The organism is Cupriavidus sp. H39 (genome assembly GCF_050271075.1).
GTDB lineage: Bacteria > Pseudomonadota > Gammaproteobacteria > Burkholderiales > Burkholderiaceae > Cupriavidus > Cupriavidus necator_B.
Map to the genome: position 1 here is coordinate 712697 of NZ_CP189848.1, position 19338 is coordinate 732034.

Sequence of the window (19338 nt, forward strand, 5' to 3'; positions counted from 1 at the left end):
CAGCTCCATCAATCGAGCGTACGCCGGTAGAAGCGCACCGCGATCGCCATCACCACCACGATAAACAGCGCCATCGGCCACACATTGGGCCAGAGCTCGACCCAGCCGTTGCCCTTGAGCAGGATGCCGCGCACCATGCGGTGGAAGTAGGTCATCGGCAGGATGTTGCCGATCGCCTGCGCCCAGCCCGGCATGCCGGCAAACGGGAACATGAAGCCTGACAGCAGGATGTTGGGCAGGAAGTAGAAGAAGGTCAGCTGCATCGCCTGCAACTGGTTCTGCGCTAGCGACGACAGCGTGATGCCCACCGTGAGATTGGCTGCGATGAACAGCAGTGCCGCCAGGTACACCGCCAGCACCGAGCCGACAAAGGGCACGCTGAAGATCCAGCGCGCGGCCAGCAGCACGATGGTCGACTGGATCAGGCCGATGAAGATGTACGGCACGATCTTGCCGGTCATCACCTCGATCGGCCGTACCGGCGTGGCCAGCAGGTTCTCCATGGTGCCGCGCTCGCGCTCGCGCGTCATCGCCAGGCCGGTCATCATCACCATGGTCATCGACAGGATCACGCCCATCAGCCCGGGAATGATGTTGTACTGCGTGATGCCCTCGGGGTTGTAGAGCCGCTGCACCTGCACCTCGAACGGGGCCTTGCCGCCGGCCAGCGGCGCCAGCGCGCCCTTCAGGTCTTGCGCGGCCACGCGGTAGGGCAGCTGCGCCAGCGCGGCGATGGCCTGGCCGGTGGCGCCCGGGTCGGTGGCGTCGGCCTCGACCAGCAGCGCGGGCCGCTCGCCGCGCAGCAGCCGGCGCGTGAAGTCGGGCGGGATGGTCAGCACGAACTGCACCTCGCCCTTCATCAGCGCCTCGCGCCCGGCGCGCTCGTCGGGCAGCGTGCCGACCAGCTTGAAATAGGTCGACTGTTCCATGCTGGCGATAAAGGAGCGCGTGAATTCGCTCTGGTCGGCTGCGATCACCGCGGTGGGCAGGTGGCGCGGGTCGGTGTTGATGGCAAAGCCGAACAGCAGCAGCTGCATGATGGGCAGGCCGACGATCATGCCGAAGGTCACGCGATCGCGCCGCAACTGCAGGAACTCCTTGAGCACGATGCTCCACCACCGTTGCAGCGAGAAGTGCGGTGGCGCGGCCGGCTTGCGGGCGGCGGCGGTCATGACGCCTCCTTGCCTTTGCGGGCCGCCATATTGTCCTCGGCCCCGCTCATCATGTGGATGAACACGTCTTCCAGGCTGGTCTGGGTCTGTTCGATGCGCCGTCCCGGGCCGGCCAGCCGCGCGAGCGTAGCGGCCAGTGCCTGCGCATCGCGCCCGGTCACATGCAGCGCGGTGCCGAAGGCCACGGTCTGTTCCACACCCGGCGCGCCTTGCAGTTGCTCGGACAGCGCGGCAAGATCGTCGCCTTCCACGCTCCAGGTGGACAGCTGCTGGCTGGCTACCACTTCCGCGGCGGTGCCCTGCGCCAGCAGCCTGCCATAGGCGATATAGGCGAGCTTGTGGCAGCGCTCGGCCTCGTCCATGTAGTGCGTGCTGACCAGTACCGAGATGCCGCGCGCGGCCAGCTGGTGCAGTTGCTCCCAGAAGTCGCGCCGCGCCTTGGGGTCGACGCCGGCGGTGGGTTCGTCGAGCAGCAGCAGCTCGGGCTCGTGCAGCAGGCACGCCGCCAGCGCCAGGCGCTGCTTCCAGCCGCCCGACAGCGCGCCGGCCAGCTGCGCCGAGCGCGTCGCCAGGCCCAGGCCTTCGAGCGCGCGGTCGACGGCCTCGCGCCGGTTCGGCATGCCGTACACGCGCGCGACGAAGTCCAGGTTCTCGCGGATCGACAGGTCGTCCCAGTACGAGAACTTCTGCGTCATATAGCCGACGCGGCGCTTGATCTGGTCGGACTCGGTCAGGATGTCGTAGCCCAGGCAGGTGCCTTCGCCCGAATCCGGCGTCAGCAGCCCGCACATCATGCGGATCGAGGTGGTCTTGCCGCTGCCGTTGGGGCCGAGGAAGCCGAAGATCTCGCCGCGCGCGACCTGCATGCTGAGGTCGTTCACCACATGCTTGTCGCCGAAGCGCTTGTTCAGGCCGCGCACGTCGATGGCGAGGCCGCTGCCGTTGGCTGCCGGCTTCATGGCCGCACCACTTCCACCGGCTGGCCGGGCCGCAGTTTGGGGGCATCGGCGGCTGACGGGCGCGCTTCGACCAGGAACACCAGCTTGCGCCGGGTCTCGTTGCTGTAGATCACCGGCGGCGTGTATTCCGCCTCGTTGGCGACATAGCTGATGGTGGCGGCCACGGGCGCGGCGCAGCCGTCGCAGCGAACCTGGACCGGCTGGCCGTTGCGCAGCGCCCCCACCACGGTTTCCGGCACATAGAAGCGGACCTTGACGTTGCCGGGCGGCAGCATGCGCACCACCGGGCTGCCGGCCGGCACCCATTCGCCCAGGCGGTAGGGCACGTCGTAGACCAGCCCGGCCTGGGTGGCGGACACGGTCTTGCGCGACAGCTTCCACTCCGCCTGCGCCAGTGCCGCGCGCGCGGCCGCCACCTGCGCGGCCTGGGCCGCCTGCTGCGCATCGCGGCCGGGCAGGCGCGCGACATCGATATCGCGCTGCAGCTCGCGCACGCGCGCGGCGTCGCTGCTGGCCTGCGCGCGCGACTCGTCTAGCTGGGCCTGGGCGATGCCGCCGATCTCGTACTGGCGCTGGTCGCGCCGCAGGGCCGCGGCGCTGCGCTGCGCCTGCGCCAGTGCCTGCGCAAGCTGGGCACGGCTGACCTCGACTTCAACCGGGCGCTTGCCGGTCTTCAGGTCCTGCAGCGTGGCTTCGGCGGCGCGCAACTGGTCTGCGGCCTGCTGGCGCGCGGCGCGCTCGTCGTCGGCTTCGAGCGCGAACAGCGCGGTGCCCTGACCGACCTGCTGGCCGCGCTGCACCGAGAGCGTGTCGAGGCGCCCGGCGAAGGGCGAGGCCACGCTGACGAATTCGCCTTCGACATAGCCCTGCCAGGTATCGGTGCGCGCGTTGCCGCATGCGGCGACAAGCAGCACGGCGGCGAGCAGGGCAGTGCCGCGCAGCGCCGTGCGCGGTCGCGAAGAAGGGTGGGAAGCAGCGTGGTTCATGCGGACTCCGGGGAATGCCTGGCCGTGCGGGCTTTCCTGCTGGCGGCGCCGCCGGGCGGCTTCGCGCTTGCCGGTGCCGGTGGGGCGGCCAGCCCGTGGGTCAGCAGCGCGGTGACATGGCGCACCAGCGCCTCCGTATCGACCGCCTCGGCGCCGGGCAGCCGCCGCCAGATATGCGTGGTGGCAAGCGGCAGCAGCGTCAGCCCGATCAGCGACGGCACCACCAGCGCGGGCTCCAGTCCGGGGTTGAGCTGCCCGCGGCCGATGGCCGCCGCCAGCGGCGCCATCAGCGCACCGGCGCGCTCGAGCGCAAAGCGCCTGAGCACGCGCTCGCGCAGCGCGCCGTCGTCGCTGGCCACTTCGCGGATCCACAGGCCGGGAAACCAGGGGGCTTCCGCGACAGCGCGGATCAGCCGGGTCGCGATCCCGACCAGCATCGCCAGCGGCTCGTCGTCGGCCTGGCTGCCGGCAAAGAAGCGGGCCACCAGCGGCTGCACCTTTTCTTCGATCACGGCATCGAGCAGCAGCTCGCGATTGCCGAAGTAGTAATGCACCAGTGCCGGGGTGACGCCGGCCAGCGTCGCGATGGCCTTGACCGGGGTGCCCGCCACGCCTTGCCGCGAGAACAGGTCGGTAGCCGCGTCGAGAATGCGTTCGCGCTGGCCCGGCTGGCCCGCCGCCGGCCGGCCCGGGCTGCGGCGGGGTGCCTTGGCGGTGGCGGGTTTGCGAGGCATGGCGGCTGGCTTGGCGCGGCAGGTATGTTCAATTCATATTAATTTTTTCGTTAATTAATTCAAGGCCGGTTACAACTAGGGCGCGCGTCATGGACGCCCAGGGATTGTGCTTTCGGGGATATCAGGGAGGCCGGCAAGCAACGTTGCCGCTCCCGCTGCGGGAGAGGATAGGTGGGCCGATGCGTCGCGACCTGATGGCGCTTATCGCCAGGCACGCGGCCCCTCTCCCGCGTGCAGGAGAGGGCAGCAGACAAGTTTCAGTTAAAGACTACTGCCGCGCATTCCGCTTGTTATCCGGCCACGCCGTATTGAAGTTGGTGCGGAACGGATTGATATCGAGCCCGCCGCGGCGCGTGTAGCGCGCGTACACCGCCAGCTTGACCGGCTTGCACTGGCGCATCACGTCCATGAAGATCCGCTCGACGCACTGCTCGTGGAATTCGTTGTGGTTGCGGAACGAGATCAGGTACTTGAGCAGCCCTTCCTGGTTGATCGGGGCGCCGACGTAGCGGATCTGCACGCTGCCCCAGTCCGGCTGGCCGGTGACCAGACAATTCGACTTGAGCAGGTGCGATACCAGCGTTTCTTCCACCGGCGTTTCTTCCTGGTCGGCGAACAGCAATTCCGGCGCGGGCTCGTAGCGGTCCACCTCGATATCGAGGCGGTCGAGCAGCAGGCCGTCGAGCTCGCCCATCTTCTGCGTACCCAGCTCGGCTTCCGTCACCAGCCGCACCTGCACGGTGCCGCCGGTGGCTTCGGACAGGTCGTGGTGCAGCAGCTGCTGCAGCGCTTCCGGCGAAGCAATCCGGGTCTGGTTGAACGAGTTCAGGTAGAGCTTGAACGACTTGGACTCGATGATGTTGGGCGTGTCCGACGGGATGATGAAGGTGGCCAGCGCCACCTGCGGCTTGCCCTTCAGGTTCAGCCACGACAGCTCGTACGCGTTCCAGATGTCGACGCCGAAGAACGGCACCGGCTTGCCCTCGGGCAGGCCGATCTCGGTGCGCTTGGGCTGGCGCGGGATGGGGAACAGCAGCGTGGCGTCGTACTCGGTCTTGTAGGCCGAGGGCTTGCCCAGCGGCGAGTGTTCGGGAAGGCTCATGGGGCGCTCGGCGGATCAGGACAGGAACAGCTTGTACACCGGGTTGTCGGTCTCGTCCCAGTGTACGTAACCCAGCGTCGAAAGGAAGGCGCGGAAGGCGCGCTTCTCGTTTTTCGGCACCTGGATGCCGACCAGGATGTTGGAGGTGTCCGCGCCCTGGTTGCGGTAGTGGAACAGGCTGATGTTCCAGTTCGGGCTCATGCTCGACAGGAACCGCATCAACGCGCCCGGGCGCTCCGGGAATTCGAAGCGGTACAGCAGTTCGTCATGCGCCAGCGCCGAGCGCCCGCCCACCATGTAGCGGATATGCTGCTTGGCGAGTTCGTCGTTGGACAGGTCCAGCGTGTCGAAGCCGTGCTTGCGGAAGCTGGCGGCGATCTTGTCGTTCTCGGCGCGGCTGGCGATCTGCACGCCGACGAAGATATGCGCCATGCTGGTGTCGGCGATGCGGTAGTTGAACTCGGTCACGCTGCGCGTGCCCACCAGTTCGCAGAAGCGCCTGAAGCTGCCGCGCTCTTCCGGGATGGTCACGGCGAACACGCCCTCGCGCGCCTCGCCCACCTCGGCGCGCTCGGCGACAAAGCGCAGGCGGTCGAAATTCATGTTGGCGCCGCAGGCGATCGCCACCAGGTGCTGGCCCTTGAGCTTCTCGCGCTCGGCGTACGCCTTCAGGCCGGCCACGGCCAGCGCGCCGGCCGGCTCGAGGATGCTGCGGGTGTCCTGGAACACGTCCTTCACGCCCGCGCAGATCGCGTCGGTATCGCACAGGATGATGTCGTCGACCAGTTCGCGCGTGATGCGGAAGGTCTCCTTGCCAACCAGCTTGACCGCGGTGCCGTCCGAGAACAGCCCCACTTCCTTCAGCTCGATGCGCTTGCCGGCGTCGACCGAGCGCTTCATCGCGTCAGAATCGACCGTCTGCACGCCGATCACCTTGATCTCGGGACGCACCGCCTTGATGTACGCGGCAATGCCGGAGATCAGCCCGCCCCCGCCGATGGCGACGAACACGGCGTGGATCGGGCCCGGGTGCTGGCGCAGGATCTCCATGGCGATGGTGCCCTGGCCGGCGATCACCTCGGGGTCGTCGAACGGGTGGATAAAGGTCAGCTTGTGCTTTTTCTCCAGCACCGCGGCGTGGTTGTACGCGTCGCTGTAGGACTCGCCGTGCAGCACGATCTCGACCCACTGGCCGCCGCGCTCGCGCACGGCGTCGATCTTCACCTGCGGCGTGGTCACCGGCATGGCGATGATGGCCTTGGACTGCAGCCGCGCCGCCGCCAGGGCCACGCCCTGCGCGTGGTTGCCGGCCGACGCGGCGATCACGCCGCGCTTGAGTTCCTCCGGCGACAGCGACGCCATCTTGTTGTACGCGCCGCGCAACTTGAACGAGAACACCGGCTGCGTGTCCTCGCGCTTGAACCAGACCGAATTGCCGGTGCGCGCCGACAGCTGGTGCGCATAGGTCAGCTCGGTCTCCTGCGCCACGTCATAGACCTTGGCGGTCAGGATCTTCTTCAGGTAATCGGGTCGGGCGGCGGACTGGCGGGTCATGGTCTCGGGGCTGGCCCGGCGGGCGCGCAGCTGGCGCGCAAAAAAGCCGGGAAATTCTGGCGGAAACCGTCAATGATAAAGGATGCCGGCCTGGCGCACCCGGCCCGGGAGGCGCGGCCGCCCCCTGGCGACGGCGCCCGCCGCCCGGCAGCCGTGCGGGCTGAGTGGATCGGTATCCACTTGGCGCCGTGATGCTCGCAGGGCGGCCGGGCCGGCTTCAAACTCGCATCGGCCCCGGGTTGCGCTTGCGCCATGTAGGACGGCGCCCGGTGGACGCCGGTCAAAACGACGTGTTACGGTGTAACGCGATGCCACAGCTACCGCTAATCGAACCCAATACCGCCCTGTTTCTCGACTTCGACGGCACGCTGGCCGACCTGGCCCCGCGGCCCGAACTGGTGCAGGTCGAACCCGAACTGGTCGGCACGCTGCGCACGCTGTACCAGCGGCTGGACGGCGCGCTGGCCGTCATCTCCGGGCGGCCGATCATCGAACTCGACCACTTCCTGCAGCCGCTGCAACTGCCCGCGGCCGGCATCCACGGCGCCGAATTCCGCACCGACGGCGGCATGGTGACCAAGACCCCGGCCCCCGGACTCGAGCCCCTGATTCCCCACCTGGAAGCGCTGGTGCACGCTTATCCGGCGCTGCGGCTGGAGCGCAAGTCGGTCGCGGTCGCGATCCACTACCGGCAGGCGCCCGAGCTGGCCGGCATTGTCGATGCCGCGGTCACTGACGTATTGCGCCATGCCGTCGGCCTGGAAGCGCTGCCGGGCAAGATGGTGGTCGAGATCAAGCCGGCCGGCGTCGACAAGGGCGATGCCATCGCGGCCTTCATGAAGGCCGCCCCGTTTGCCGAGCGCGTGCCGCTCTTTGCCGGCGACGACCTGACCGACGAACCTGGCTTCGCCGCGGTGCGCAAGCTGGGCGGGCTGGGCGTGCTGGTGGGCCAGCGCGAGACCGTCGCCGCGGTGAGCGTGCCCGGTCCGGCAGCGCTGCGCAGCTGGCTGCACCGCTCGGCGCATGCGCTGGCGTCATCCGCAAGCGCCAGCGCACCGCGCGCCGTGCCCCACGAGGCCGGGCCAGGCCCGGGCCGGCGCTCAACGACATCGTGAGGGAGAACCCGTGACCAATCCGAGCAGCCCTGGAGACCTGGGCAAGCCGCCGACCGAAGGCGTCAACCGTACCGTGGACGGCGGCACGCGCTTCGCCAACCCGTCGCTGTCGCTTGGCATGATCGGCAACTGCGCCATCTCGGCGCTGGTCGACTGCCGCGGACGCATCGTCTGGTCGTGCCTGCCGCGCTTCGACGGCGACCCGGTGTTCAATGCCTTGCTGGACCCGAGCGAGAACGCCGGCCATTTCTCGATCGAGATCGAGGACTTTCATTCGTCGCGGCAGTGGTATGAGCCCAATACCGCGGTGCTGCGCACGCGGCTGACGGACATCCACGGCAACTGCCTGGAGATCACCGACTTCGCCCCGCGCTTTTTCCGGCTGGGGCGCTATTTCCGCCCGACCACGCTGATCCGCCGCATCCGCCCGGTGCGCGGCGCGCCGCGCGTGCGCGTGGTGGTGGCACCGCGCTTCGAATGGGGCCGCAAGGCGCCGCAGATGACGCGTGGCAGCAGCCACGTGCGCTATATCGGCGACGACATGACCCTGCGCATGACCACCGATGCGCCAATGGCCTACGTGCTGTCGCACACGCCGTTCCTGGTCACGCGCGGGCACAACTTCATCCTGGGTCCGGACGAGACCCTGACGCACGGCGTGGAGGAAACCGCGCGCGACTTCGAGCAGGAAACCACCGCCTACTGGCGCCTGTGGAGCCGCCGCCTGGCGGTGCCGCGCGAATGGCAGGACGCGGTGATCCGCGCCGCGATCACGCTGAAGATGTCGCTGTTCGAAGAAACCGGCGCCATCGTCGCGGCCATGACCACCAGCATCCCCGAGGCGCCGGGCAGCGGCCGCAACTGGGACTACCGCTTTTGCTGGCTGCGCGATGCCTTCTTTGTGGTGCGCGCGCTCAACAGCCTGTCAGAGGTCGGCACCATGGAGGACTACCTGCGCTGGCTGTCCAACGTGGTGATGCAGTCGCAGGACGGCCATATCCAGCCGCTGTACGGCATCGGCCTGGAGCGCGAGCTGCCCGAAAGCATGCTCGACCACCTGCCCGGCTACCGCGGCATGGGACCGGTGCGGGTGGGCAACCAGGCGCAGGAGCACTTCCAGCATGACGTCTATGGCAACGTGGTGCTGGGCGCGGCGCAGGCCTTTCATGACCACCGGCTGCTGCATCGTGGCGGCCAGGCCGAGTTCGGCCGCCTGGAAACGGTGGGCGAGCAGGCGGTGCGGGTGTTCGGCACGCCCGACGCGGGCATGTGGGAGCTGCGCACGCGGGCGCGCGTGCATACGTCCTCGGCATTAATGAGCTGGGCCGCCTGCGACCGGCTGGCCAAGATTGCCGAGAAGCTGGTGCTGCCCGAGCGCGCCGCGTACTGGCACGGCCACGCCCAGCGCATGAAGGAACGCATCCTGGCCGAATCGTGGAGCGAATCGCGCCAGGCCTTTGCCGAGAGCTTCGGCGGGCGCGAACTGGACGCCAGCGTGCTGCTGATGGCCGAGGTCAACTTCATCGACCCGCGCGACCCGCGCTTTGTCGCCACCGTCAAGGCGCTCGAGACCTCGCTGTGCGACGGCCCCTATATGCGCCGCTACGAGGCGCCGGACGATTTCGGAAAGCCCGAGACCGCGTTCAATATCTGCACCTTCTGGCGCATTGATGCACTCGCGCGCATCGGCCGCCGGGAAGAGGCGCGCGAAATCTTCGAGGCCATGCTGGCCGCGCGGAATCCGCTCGGGCTGCTGTCCGAGGATACCCATCCGGTGACGGGCGAAATGTGGGGCAATTTCCCGCAGACCTATTCGATGGTCGGCCTGATCAATGGCGCCATGCGGCTGTCGGCGCCGTGGGACACGGTGATCTGATCCGGCACGCAGGACCTCGCAGACCACGCCGGCAGCCAGCCCCGGCAAGCAGCAGCATCAGGAACAAGGAACTGAAGAAGAAAATCTATGCCTAGACTTGTAGCGGTATCCAACCGGGTCGCAGATCCCCGCAACGTGGCGGCGGGCGGCCTTGCGGTCGCGCTGTCCGAAGCCCTGCGGCAGACCGGCGGCCTGTGGTTCGGCTGGAGCGGCAAGGCACTGGAAACCGCCCAGGGCGGCACCCCCGGTGAGGGCGACCTGCACCTGCAGCAGGCCGGCAATGTCACGCTGGCCACCGTCGACCTGAGCCGCGAGGACCACGACGCCTACTACCTGGGCTACAGCAACGGCGTGCTGTGGCCGGTGTTCCACTACCGGCTGGACCTGGCCGATTTCGATTCGAACTTCCTCAACGGCTACCGGCGCGTGAACCAGCTGTTCGCGCGCAAGCTGGCGCCGCTGTTGCAGCCCGACGATATCATCTGGATCCACGATTACCACCTGATCCCGCTGGCCTCTGAGCTGCGCGCGATCGGCTGCGGGCAGAAGATCGGCTTCTTCCTGCACGTGCCGCTGCCGCCGCCGCTGATCCTGGCCGCGATTCCCCAGCACGAGTGGCTGATGCGCGCGCTCTTTGCCTACGACCTGCTGGGCTTCCAGAGCCATGCCGACGTGGAGCATTTCTCGCGCTACGTGCAAGCCGAAGCGCAGGCCGAGCCGATGGGCGAGCACCGCTACCGCGCCTTCCACCGCACGGTGCGGGCGCAGGCGTTCCCGATCGGCATCGATGTCGACGAGTTCATGGAGCTGGGCCGCGGCGAAGAGGCGCAGGAAACCTACGAGATGATGTGCGCGCAGTACGCGCGGCGCCGGCTGCTGCTGGGCATCGACCGGCTCGACTATTCCAAGGGCCTGCCGCAGCGGCTCAAGGCGTTCTACCGGCTGCTGGCCGAATACCCCGAGAACCGCTCGAGTGCGACGCTGGTGCAGATCGCCGCGCCTTCGCGCGAATCGGTCGATGCCTATGTCGACCTACGCCGCGAGATGGAGCAGCTGAGCGGCTCGATCAATGGCGAGTTCGGTGAACTGGACTGGATGCCGGTGCGCTATATCCACCGCACCACCGCGCGCAAGCGGCTGCCCGGGCTGTGCCGCGCCAGCCGCGTGGCGCTGGTGACGCCGCTGCGCGATGGCATGAACCTGGTGGCCAAGGAGTTCATCGCGGCCCAGGATCCCGAGGATCCCGGCGTGCTGGTGCTGTCGCGCTTTGCCGGCGCGGCCGAGCAGTTGCGCGAGGCGCTGCTGGTCAATCCCTACGACACGCGCGCCACCGCGCAGGCGATCCAGCAGGCATTGCACATGCCGCTGGCCGAGCGCCAGCAGCGGCACCAGAAACTGCTGGAGCGCATCCGCGCGCAGGATGTGCACTGGTGGAGCCGTGAGTACCTGCGCGCATTGACTGAGACCGAGGGCGCGTAGGTTCGACGCGTTCCGGTCGGGGAGCAAGACCATGAGCGAAGACCTGGCGGCGCAATCGTGCACGCCCTGCCGCGGCGGGGTGCCGCCGCTGACTCCCGACGAGGCCGAGGCGCTATTGCAGCAGGCCCCCGGTTGGGAACTGGCTGACGGCGCCACGCGGCTCGAACGGCGTTTCACCTTCGGCAATTTCGCGCAGGCGCTGGCGTTCGTGACCGGCGTTGGCGAGGTGGCCGAGGCGCAGGGGCATCATCCCGAGATCACCTTTGGCTGGGGGCATGCCACGGTGTCGTGGCGCACCAAGAAGATCAAGGGGCTGCACCGGAATGATTTCATCATGGCGGTGAAGACTAGCGAATTGGCCGAGGGGCAGGGCGGCGGCGGCTGAATTGGCAGAGGCGGCTTGGCTCGCAGCGTTCCCGTTAGAACTACCGCAGGCCGGTCCCCTCTCCCGCGCGCGGGAGAGGGCTAGGGTGAGGGCGGGCGCGACAACGAAGTCAATGCCGTCGGTATGCCACTGCCCACCCTCACCCCCGGCCCCTCTCCCGCAAGCGGGAGAGGGGAGCACGCCAGTGGAACAACGAAGCGCAACGGTCGTTTTCGCGCGCCTCAGCCCAAATCCGCCGGCGTATCGATATCCCGGAACGCCCCCTCGTCCTCGGTCAGGATCCGCGTCACCGGCTTGTCCTTTAGCAGCGCGCGCGCGCCCTCATCGCCGTCCAGTGCCAGCAGGGCTTCACGCCAGGCCGCGCCAAAGCCCACCGGATGACCCCGTTGGCCGTTGCGCCATGGCGCGGCGATGGTCTCGGGCGAGGTGATCGTCAGCGCCACCGCGCGGATCAGTTCCATCGGCAGCCACGGCATGTCCGCCAGCGCCACCACCCAGCCGCGTGCTTCCGGCGTGGCCGCTACCGCGGCGCGCAACGCCGCGCCCATGCCGGCTTCGGCCTCGGGCGCTTCCAGTACGCGGCAGCCGCCGCGGCGCAGCTCTTCGGCCAATGCCGGGTTGCCCGGGCGGATCACGGCGATCGATTCCGGCAAGGCCGCGGCCAGCGTGCGGGCGCTGCGCCAGGCCACGGTGCGCCCGCCGGGCAGGGCCTCGAGCAGCTTGTTGCGCTTGCCGGCGGCGTCGAAGCGGCGGCCGAAGCCCGCTGCCAGCAGGATGCCGGTGGGCAGGTCGGTGCGGAGCAGGGGAGCGTTGGGGGCGGCGGTCATGGCGGCACTCGCGGGGTCGTCAGGCAGGATCGGGCGCCACGTCGCAGCTGCTGCCGGTGCTGGCAGCCATTTCGCGCGCGGCCTTGGCGCCTTCCACCTGCAGGATGTCGGGCAGCGAGACATGGTTCTTGGCCGCGATCACCTCGGCCAGGATCGAGATCGCGATCTCGGGCGGGGTGCGACTGCCGATATAGATGCCCACGGGACCATGCAGGCGCGCCAGCTGCAACTCGGTCAGGTCGAACTCCTTGAGCCGTTCGCGGCGCGCCTGGTTGTTGCGGCGCGAACCCAGCGCGCCTACATAGAACGCCCGGGTACGCAGCGCCTCCATCAGCGCCAGGTCGTCGAGCTTGGGGTCGTGCGTCAGCGCGATCACGGCGCAGCGCTCGTCCAGCTTCATGTCGGTGACGGTGTCGTCCGGCATGGTCCGCACCATGGTCACGCCGGGGATGTCCCAGGTCTCGGTGTATTCCTCGCGCGGGTCGCAGACGGTGACCTGGAAGCCCAGGCCCACCGCGATCTGGCACAGGTACTTGGACAGCTGCCCGGCGCCGATCACCAGCATGCGGTAGCGCGGGCCATGGATGGTCAGCAGGGTCTTGCCGTCGAAGGCCAGCCCGTCTGTGGCATTGGCCGGACCCAGCGTGGCCACGCCCGTGGCTATGTCCAGCGTGCGCGCCACCAGGCGGCCGTGTTCCACGGCGTCGAGCAGTTCGGCGATGCCGCTGGCCCGCTTGAGCGGCTCGGCGACCAGTTCGATGGTGCCGCCGCACGGCAGCCCGAAGCGGTGGGCTTCCTCGGCGCTGATGCCGTACTTGATCGCTTCGGGGCGCTCCGACGTGATGCCTTGCCGGCGCACGCGGTCGATGATGTCGTCCTCGATGCAGCCGCCCGAGACCGAGCCCACTACCAGCCCGTCGTCGCGCACGGCCAGCATCGCACCCTCGGGACGGGGCGACGAGCCCCAGGTCCGCACCACCGTCACCAGCAGCACGCGATGGCCTTGCTGCTGCCACTGCACGCTGTTCTTCAGGACTTCGAGATCCACGCTGTCCATGATCGTTTCCGCTTCGCTTCTTCTGTCGGTTCGTTGTCGCCAGCGGCGGCGGGGGCGCCCCCGGCCGCTGGCGTGCTGTCTGTGGCGTCAGGGGTGACGGCCTCGGTGAAGCGCGCAAAGAAGGTGTCAGCCATCTTGCGTGCCGCGGCGTCCACCAGCCGCGAGCCGATCTGGGCGATCTTGCCCCCCACCTGGGCGTTGACGGTATAGGTCAGGACAGTTTCATCGCCGTCTGGTTCCAGCCGGACCCGGGCGCTGCCCTTGCCGAAGCCCGCGGCGCCGCCCTGGCCGTCGAAACGGATGGTGTAGCTGTCGGGCGCCTGGACGTCTTCCAGCGCCATGCGGCCCTTGAAGCGCGCCTTGACCGGACCCACCGCGGCCGTCATGGCCAGCAGGTAGCCGTGGTCGCCGTCGGGCTCGATACTCTCACATCCCGGGATGCATTGCTTGAGCAGCTCGGTGTCGTTGAGCGCTTCCCATGCCACCTGCTGCGGGACCGGCAGGCGCTGGCTCTGGTTCATTTCCATGGCGGGGCTTCCTTGTGGGGCGTGGCGGGGGCAGCGGCCCGGACCGGGCCGCCGTGGTCGGACAGCAGCGTCTCGAGCGCCAGCAGGCTGTCCAGGTTATGGGCCGGGCGCAGCGCGTCGACGTGCGGCAGGATGGCGTGCACGCCACGCGCCTGGGGCGCGAAGCCGGGGTAGCGCAGCAGCGGATTGAGCCAGACGATGCGGTGCGCAAAGCGGCGCAGCCGCGCCATCTCTTCGCCCAGCAGGTCGATCTGCTCGTGGTCCAGGCCGTCCGTGACCAGCAGCACGGTGGCGCGCCCGGACAGCGTGCGCCGCGCCCAGTGGCGGTTGAAGCTCGCCAGGGCCGCGCCGATGCGGGTGCCGCCGGCCCAGTCGCGCACCTGGCCGGTGACGACGGCCACGGCCTCGTCCGGGTCGCGTTCGCGCAGCGAGCGGGTGATGTTGGTCAGCCGCGTGCCGAACAGGAACACCGTCAGCCGCTCGCGCGACTGCATCAGCGCGTGGCAGAAGTACAGCACCGCGCGCGAGTACTGGCTCATCGAGCCCGAGATGTCGAGCAGCAGCACCAGTGGCGGCTTGCGCTCGGCATGCTTGCGGAATTTCCAGCGCAGCCATTCGCCATGCTGGCGCACCGCCAGGCGCGCGCTCGCGCGCAGGTCGGCGTGGGTGCCGCAAGTGGCGGCGCGCAGCCGGCGCGTGCGCTGCAATGCAAGATGGGCGCGGCGGGTGCGCACCAGGTGCTGCAGCGCGCGCCATTCCTGCGCTGTCAGGGTTTCGAAGTCGCGCTGGGCCAGGCGTTCCTGGTCGGAGAAGGTCAGCGGCACGTGGATGCGCTCGGCTTGCGCTTGCGCCGGGCGCGCCGGCAGGTCCGGCTGGCGCGCGGCCAATGCGTCGGCAAGGCGGTTGCTGCGCCGCGGCGGCGGCGCGCCCGCGTCGACGCGCGGCAGCAGCAGCGCGCGCAGCTTGCCTTCCCAGTCGGGGTCGCGCCAGAACAGGTCGAAGGCGGCGTCGAACAGCGGGCGCTGGTCAGGGCCGGACAGCACCAGCGCCGCCAGCGCGGCGCGTACTTGGTCGCGCTGGCCGATATCGACCAGTCGCAGCGCGGTCAGTGCATCGACTGCGTGCGCCGGCGACAGCGCAAAGCCGCCGTCGCGCAGCAGCCGCATGAAGTGGGTGACGTTGCGCGCCAGCACCGGCAGTCCCGCTTGCGGACCGCCGCCGCGCGCGCCGGCGTGCAGCATCGGCACGGCTCAGCCTCCCGGCGTGGCGCCCGCCAGCAGTTCCGCCACGGTGGGGCCGTCGACACGTGCCAGGTCGTCCTGGTACTTGAGCAGCACGCCCAGCGTATCGCGCACGGATTGCGGATCGAGCTCGGTGGTGCCCAGCGCCGCCAGCGCGCGGCACCAGTCGATGGCCTCGGCGATGCCGGGCGCCTTGAACAGGTCGATGCCGCGCAGCCGGTGCACGAAATCGATGGCCTGCACCTGCAGCGCGGCCGCCGCCTCGGGCGCGCGCGCCGCGACGATCTGCAGTTCGCGCTCGCGTTCCGGATAGCCAACCCATTGGTACAGGCAGCGGCGCTTGAGCGCGTCATGGACTTCGCGCGTGCGGTTGGAGGTGATCACGATCAACGGCGGGCGCTCGGCGCGGATCACGCCGATCTCCGGGATCGAGACCTGGAATTCGGAGAGGACTTCCAGCAGAAAGGCCTCGAACGGTTCGTCGGCGCGGTCGATCTCGTCGATCAGCAGCACGCGCGGCACCTGGGGCGCGGCGGGGTCCGGCAGCAGCGCCTCCAGCAGCGGGCGCTTGAGCAGGTAGTCGTCGTGGTACAGCGATTGCGCTTCCGGCCGCTCGCCGCGTGCCTCGGCCAGGCGCAGCGCCATGATCTGGCGCGGGTAGTCCCATTCGTACAGCGCGCTGGCGGCATCGAGACCCTCATAGCACTGCAGCCGCAGCAGCCGCGTGCCCAGCACGCCCGCCATGGCCTGCGCCAGCGCGGTCTTGCCGACGCCGGGCTCGCCCTCGAGGAACAGCGGGCGCTGCATGCGCAGCGCGAGGTAGAGCACCGTGGCGGTTTCGCGGTCGGCGAAGTATTGCTGGTGTGCGAGCTGGGCGAGGGTGTCGTCGATGGAGGTGGGGAGCATGGGGCGATATATGTTGCTGACGGGTCTCGCACGCCAGCGGTTTGCGCCCCTCTCCCACTTGTGAGAGAGGGGCGGGGGGTGAGGGCGGGCGCTCGCAATAGCGACGGCGCTCGCTTCGTGGCGGCGCCGGCCCTCACCCCCGGCCCCTCTCCCGCCTTGCGGGAGAGGGGAGACCACAACAGGAGAGGCGAAGCGTTATCAGCCTTTAGCCGCCGCCTCCACCGCCCTCGCCGCCAGCACCGGAATCAAATGCGCCCGGTATTCCGCCGACGCATGCAGGTCGGTATTCAGCCTCGCCGCGTCCACTTTCACTCCGCGCGCCGCCTGCGCGGTGAAGCTGCCCGCCAGCGCCTGCTCCAGCGGCTGGCAACGGAACACGCTGTCCGCGGCACCCGTGACCGCCACGCGCACCGCGTTGCCGGTGCGGGCCACCATCACCCCCACCAGCGCGAAGCGCGAGGCCGGATTGCGGAACTTGACATAGGCGGCCTGGTCCGCGATCGGGAAGCGCACCGCGGTGATCAGCTCGTCGGGTTCTAGCGCGGTTTCATAGAGGGCCTTGAAAAAGTCATCCGCCGCGATGCTGCGCCGGTCGGTGACCACGGTCGCGCCAAGTCCGAGCACACCCGCCGGATAATCCGCGGCGGGATCGTCATTGGCCAGCGCCCCGCCGAGGGTGCCCATCGCGCGCACCTGCCGGTCGCCGATGCCGCCGGCCAGCGACGCCAGCGCCGGGATGCGCTGGCGTACCTCATCGTTCTCGGCCACGTCGGCATGGCGCGCGGCGGCGCCGATGACCACCTCATTGCCTTCGACGCCAATTGCGGCCATGCCGGGAATGCGCACCACGTCGACCAGCATGGAAGGCGAGGCCAGCCGCAGCTTCATCGCCGCCAGCAGGCTCTGGCCGCCGCCGAGGAACTTGGCGTCGGGATCGGCCTTGAGCCTGGCCACCGCCGCCTTGGCATCCGCGGCGCGTTCAAAGTTGAATGCGTACATGTCGGTTTCCTTTGCGATGCGGTTGGATCACGGCTGGGGCTGCGCGGCCCGGATCGCCTGCCACACGCGATGCGGCGTGGCGGGCATCTGCACATCCTGCACGCCCAGCGGCGACAGCGCATCGACCAGCGCGTTGATGAACGCCGGCGGCGAGCCGATCGCGCCGGCCTCGCCGCAGCCCTTCACGCCCAGCGGGTTGTGCGTGCACGGCGTGCCGCTGGCGGTCTCGACGGTAAAGTCGGGCAGGTCGCCGGCGCGCGGCATGGCGTAGTCCATGTACGAGCCGGTCAGCAGCTGGCCGCTGTCGTTGTCGTAGACGCACTGCTCCAGCATGGCCTGGCCCAGCCCCTGGCCGATGCCGCCATGGACCTGGCCCTCGACGATCATCGGGTTGATGATGTTGCCGAAGTCGTCCACCGCGGTGAACTTGACCACCTGCGACGCGCCGGTGTCGGGATCGACCTCCACCTCGCACACATAGGCGCCCGCCGGATACGTGAAATTGGTCGGGTCGTAGAACGCGTTCTCGTTCAGCCCCGGCTCCAGCTTGTCGAGCGGGTAGTTGTGCGGGACGTAGGCGCTCAGCGCGACCTCGCCAAAGGTCTTGGTGCGGTCGGTGCCGGCCACGCGGAACACGCCGTTGCTGAACTCGATGTCGGCGTCGGACGCCTCCAGCAGGTGCGCGGCGATCTTCTTGGCCTTGGCCTCGATCTTGTCGAGCGCCTTGACGATGGCGGAGCCGCCCACCGCCAGCGAGCGCGAGCCGTAGGTGCCCATGCCGAACGGCACGCGCCCGGTGTCGCCATGCACGACCTCGACCTGGTCGAGCTGCAGCCCGAGGCGGTCGGCCACCACCTGCGCGAAGGTGGTCTCGTGCCCCTGGCCGTGGCTGTGCGAGCCGGTGAAGACGGTCACCGTGCCGGTCGGGTGCACGCGGATCTCGCCCACTTCGAACAGGCCCGCGCGCGCACCGAGCGCGCCGGCGATGTTCGAAGGCGCCAGCCCGCAGGCTTCGATGTAGCAGGAATAACCGAGGCCGCGCAGCTTGCCGCGCTGCTTCGCTTCATCACGTCGTGCGGGGAAGCCCTTGACGTCGGCCAGCTCCTGCGCGCGCGCCAGGCAGGGCTCGTAGTCGCCGGTGTCGTAGGTCAGGCCCACCGGAGTGGCGTACGGGAACTGGCGGATGAAGTTCTTGCGGCGCAGCTCGGCCGGATCGATCTTCATCTCGCGCGCCGCGGTTTCGACCAGGCGCTCGACCACGAAGGTGGCCTCGGGGCGGCCCGCGCCGCGATACGCGTCGACCGGCGCGGTATTGGTAAAGACCGCCTGCACCTCGGCGTAGATCGCCGGGGTCGCGTACTGGCCGGCGAGCAGGGTGGCATACAGGATGGTCGGCACGCTGCTGGCGAAGGTCGACAGGTAGGCGCCCATGTTGGCCACCGTATGCACCCGCAGCGCCAGGAACTTGCCGTCGGCGTCGAGCGCCAGCTCGGCCTTGGTCACGTGGTCGCGGCCGTGCGCATCGGTCAGGAAGGACTCGGACCGGTCCGCCGTCCACTTGACCGGCCGGCCTATCTTCTTCGAGGCCCAGGTCAGCGCCACGTCTTCCGGGTACAGGAAGATTTTGGAGCCGAAGCCGCCGCCCACGTCGGGCGCGATGATGCGCAGCCGCGATTCGGGCAGGCCCAGCACGAACGCGCCCATCAGCAGGCGCTCGACATGCGGGTTCTGGCTGGCCACGTAGACGGTGTAGCTGTCGTCCTGGCGCGCATAGCTGGCGTTGACGGCGCGCGGCTCGATCGCGTTGGGAATCAGCCGGTTGTTGACGATCTCCAGCGTGGTCACGTGCGCGGCTTTGGCAAAGGCGGCTTCGGTGGCGGCCTTGTCGCCGTGGCCCCAGGTGTAGCAGGTGTTGGCCGGCACCTCGTCATGCACCAGCGTCGACGCCGATGCGGCATCGGCGGCGCCGACCACCGCCGGCAGCTCTTCGTAGTCGACCTCGATCTGCTCGGCGGCGTCGCGCGCCTGCTGCAGGGTCTCGGCGATCACCAGCACCACTTGGTCGCCGACGTGGCGCACCTTGTCGTGGGCGATCACCGGGTGCGGCGGCTCCTTCATCGGCGTGCCGTCGATGCTGTGGATCAGCCAGCCGCAGGGCAGGCCGCCGACCTTGTCGGCGGCAAGGTCCGCGCCGGTCAGCACGGCGATCACGCCGGGAGCGGCCAGCGCCGCGCTCTTGTCGATCGCGCGGATGCGCGCGTGCGCGTGCGGCGAGCGCAGGAAATACGCGTAGCTCTGCTGCGGCAGCACGATGTCATCGGTGTACTGGCCGTTGCCGGTCAGGTAGCGGTAGTCTTCCTTGCGCTTGACCGGCGCGCCGACCAGGCGTTGATTCTCGGGTGCGTTCATGACCGGTCTC

17 protein-coding genes are annotated in these 19338 nt (G+C 69.0%); 4 read left to right on the forward strand and 13 right to left on the reverse strand.

Annotation, left to right across the window (positions count from 1 at the left end):
• Positions 1-8 precede the first annotated feature (8 nt).
• From ACOCMH_RS18770 to ilvA, 6 genes are all read right to left on the reverse strand, one after another.
• A complete protein-coding gene (locus ACOCMH_RS18770) occupies positions 9-1172 on the reverse strand; it encodes an ABC transporter permease (protein WP_427312486.1) in 1164 nt (387 codons plus the stop codon).
• Entirely contained in the window at positions 1169-2131 is a 963-nt protein-coding gene (locus ACOCMH_RS18775; RefSeq protein WP_427312487.1) for an ABC transporter ATP-binding protein, read from the reverse strand. The genes ACOCMH_RS18770 and ACOCMH_RS18775 overlap by 4 nt, the downstream gene beginning before the upstream one ends.
• Positions 2128-3117 (reverse strand): HlyD family secretion protein, encoded by a 990-nt coding sequence (locus ACOCMH_RS18780; RefSeq protein ID WP_427312488.1) that lies wholly within the window; start codon positions 3115-3117, stop codon positions 2128-2130. The genes ACOCMH_RS18775 and ACOCMH_RS18780 overlap by 4 nt, the downstream gene beginning before the upstream one ends.
• Positions 3114-3851: a TetR/AcrR family transcriptional regulator gene (locus tag ACOCMH_RS18785; protein WP_427312489.1), complete on the reverse strand. Its 738-nt coding sequence runs from the start codon at positions 3849-3851 to the stop codon at positions 3114-3116. The genes ACOCMH_RS18780 and ACOCMH_RS18785 overlap by 4 nt, the downstream gene beginning before the upstream one ends.
• 268 nt (positions 3852-4119) lie before the next feature.
• Complete coding sequence (gene queF, locus ACOCMH_RS18790; protein ID WP_427312490.1) at positions 4120-4953, reverse strand: NADPH-dependent 7-cyano-7-deazaguanine reductase QueF; 834 nt, start codon at positions 4951-4953, stop codon at positions 4120-4122.
• Between the two features lie 15 nt (positions 4954-4968).
• Complete coding sequence (gene ilvA / locus ACOCMH_RS18795) at positions 4969-6507, reverse strand: threonine ammonia-lyase, biosynthetic (RefSeq protein WP_427312491.1); 1539 nt, start codon at positions 6505-6507, stop codon at positions 4969-4971.
• A gap of 308 nt (positions 6508-6815) precedes the next feature.
• Here ilvA and otsB point away from each other — a divergent pair, with 308 nt between their 5' ends.
• The 4 genes from otsB to ACOCMH_RS18815 all read left to right on the forward strand — a co-directional run bounded on the left by otsB (position 6816) and on the right by ACOCMH_RS18815 (position 11362).
• Complete coding sequence (gene otsB / locus ACOCMH_RS18800) at positions 6816-7622, forward strand: trehalose-phosphatase (protein ID WP_427312492.1); 807 nt, start codon at positions 6816-6818, stop codon at positions 7620-7622.
• Between the two features lie 10 nt (positions 7623-7632).
• Positions 7633-9498, forward strand: coding sequence for a glycoside hydrolase family 15 protein (locus ACOCMH_RS18805; RefSeq protein WP_427312493.1), 1866 nt, complete (start codon positions 7633-7635; stop codon positions 9496-9498).
• An 87-nt stretch (positions 9499-9585) separates the two neighbouring features.
• Positions 9586-10977 carry an alpha,alpha-trehalose-phosphate synthase (UDP-forming) gene (otsA, locus tag ACOCMH_RS18810; RefSeq protein ID WP_018008747.1) on the forward strand — a complete coding sequence of 464 codons (1392 nt, stop codon included), beginning with the start codon at positions 9586-9588 and terminating at the stop codon, positions 10975-10977.
• Between the two features lie 31 nt (positions 10978-11008).
• Positions 11009-11362 carry a 4a-hydroxytetrahydrobiopterin dehydratase gene (locus ACOCMH_RS18815; RefSeq protein ID WP_427312494.1) on the forward strand — a complete coding sequence of 118 codons (354 nt, stop codon included), beginning with the start codon at positions 11009-11011 and terminating at the stop codon, positions 11360-11362.
• Between the two features lie 221 nt (positions 11363-11583).
• Here ACOCMH_RS18815 and ACOCMH_RS18820 read toward each other — a convergent pair whose 3' ends face one another.
• From ACOCMH_RS18820 to ACOCMH_RS18850, 7 genes are all read right to left on the reverse strand, one after another.
• The gene (locus tag ACOCMH_RS18820; protein WP_427312495.1) at positions 11584-12189 is read right to left on the reverse strand and encodes a nucleotidyltransferase family protein; all 606 of its coding nucleotides are present in this window, start codon (positions 12187-12189) and stop codon (positions 11584-11586) included.
• A 19-nt stretch (positions 12190-12208) separates the two neighbouring features.
• Positions 12209-13246 carry an XdhC family protein gene (locus tag ACOCMH_RS18825; RefSeq protein ID WP_427312496.1) on the reverse strand — a complete coding sequence of 346 codons (1038 nt, stop codon included), beginning with the start codon at positions 13244-13246 and terminating at the stop codon, positions 12209-12211.
• On the reverse strand, positions 13219-13773 hold the full coding sequence (locus ACOCMH_RS18830) for a CoxG family protein (RefSeq protein WP_427312497.1): 555 nt from the start codon (positions 13771-13773) through the stop codon (positions 13219-13221). Before ACOCMH_RS18830 ends, ACOCMH_RS18825 begins: the two co-directional genes overlap by 28 nt.
• Complete coding sequence (locus tag ACOCMH_RS18835; protein WP_427313316.1) at positions 13764-15014, reverse strand: vWA domain-containing protein; 1251 nt, start codon at positions 15012-15014, stop codon at positions 13764-13766. Before ACOCMH_RS18835 ends, ACOCMH_RS18830 begins: the two co-directional genes overlap by 10 nt.
• A gap of 9 nt (positions 15015-15023) precedes the next feature.
• Positions 15024-15920 carry an AAA family ATPase gene (locus ACOCMH_RS18840; RefSeq protein ID WP_427312498.1) on the reverse strand — a complete coding sequence of 299 codons (897 nt, stop codon included), beginning with the start codon at positions 15918-15920 and terminating at the stop codon, positions 15024-15026.
• A 198-nt stretch (positions 15921-16118) separates the two neighbouring features.
• The gene (locus ACOCMH_RS18845) at positions 16119-16919 is read right to left on the reverse strand and encodes an FAD binding domain-containing protein (RefSeq protein WP_427312499.1); all 801 of its coding nucleotides are present in this window, start codon (positions 16917-16919) and stop codon (positions 16119-16121) included.
• Positions 16920-16946: 27 nt separating this feature from the next.
• Positions 16947-19328, reverse strand: a complete 2382-nt coding sequence (locus ACOCMH_RS18850) for a xanthine dehydrogenase family protein molybdopterin-binding subunit (protein WP_427312500.1) — start codon at positions 19326-19328, stop codon at positions 16947-16949.
• Positions 19329-19338: the final 10 nt, after the last annotated feature.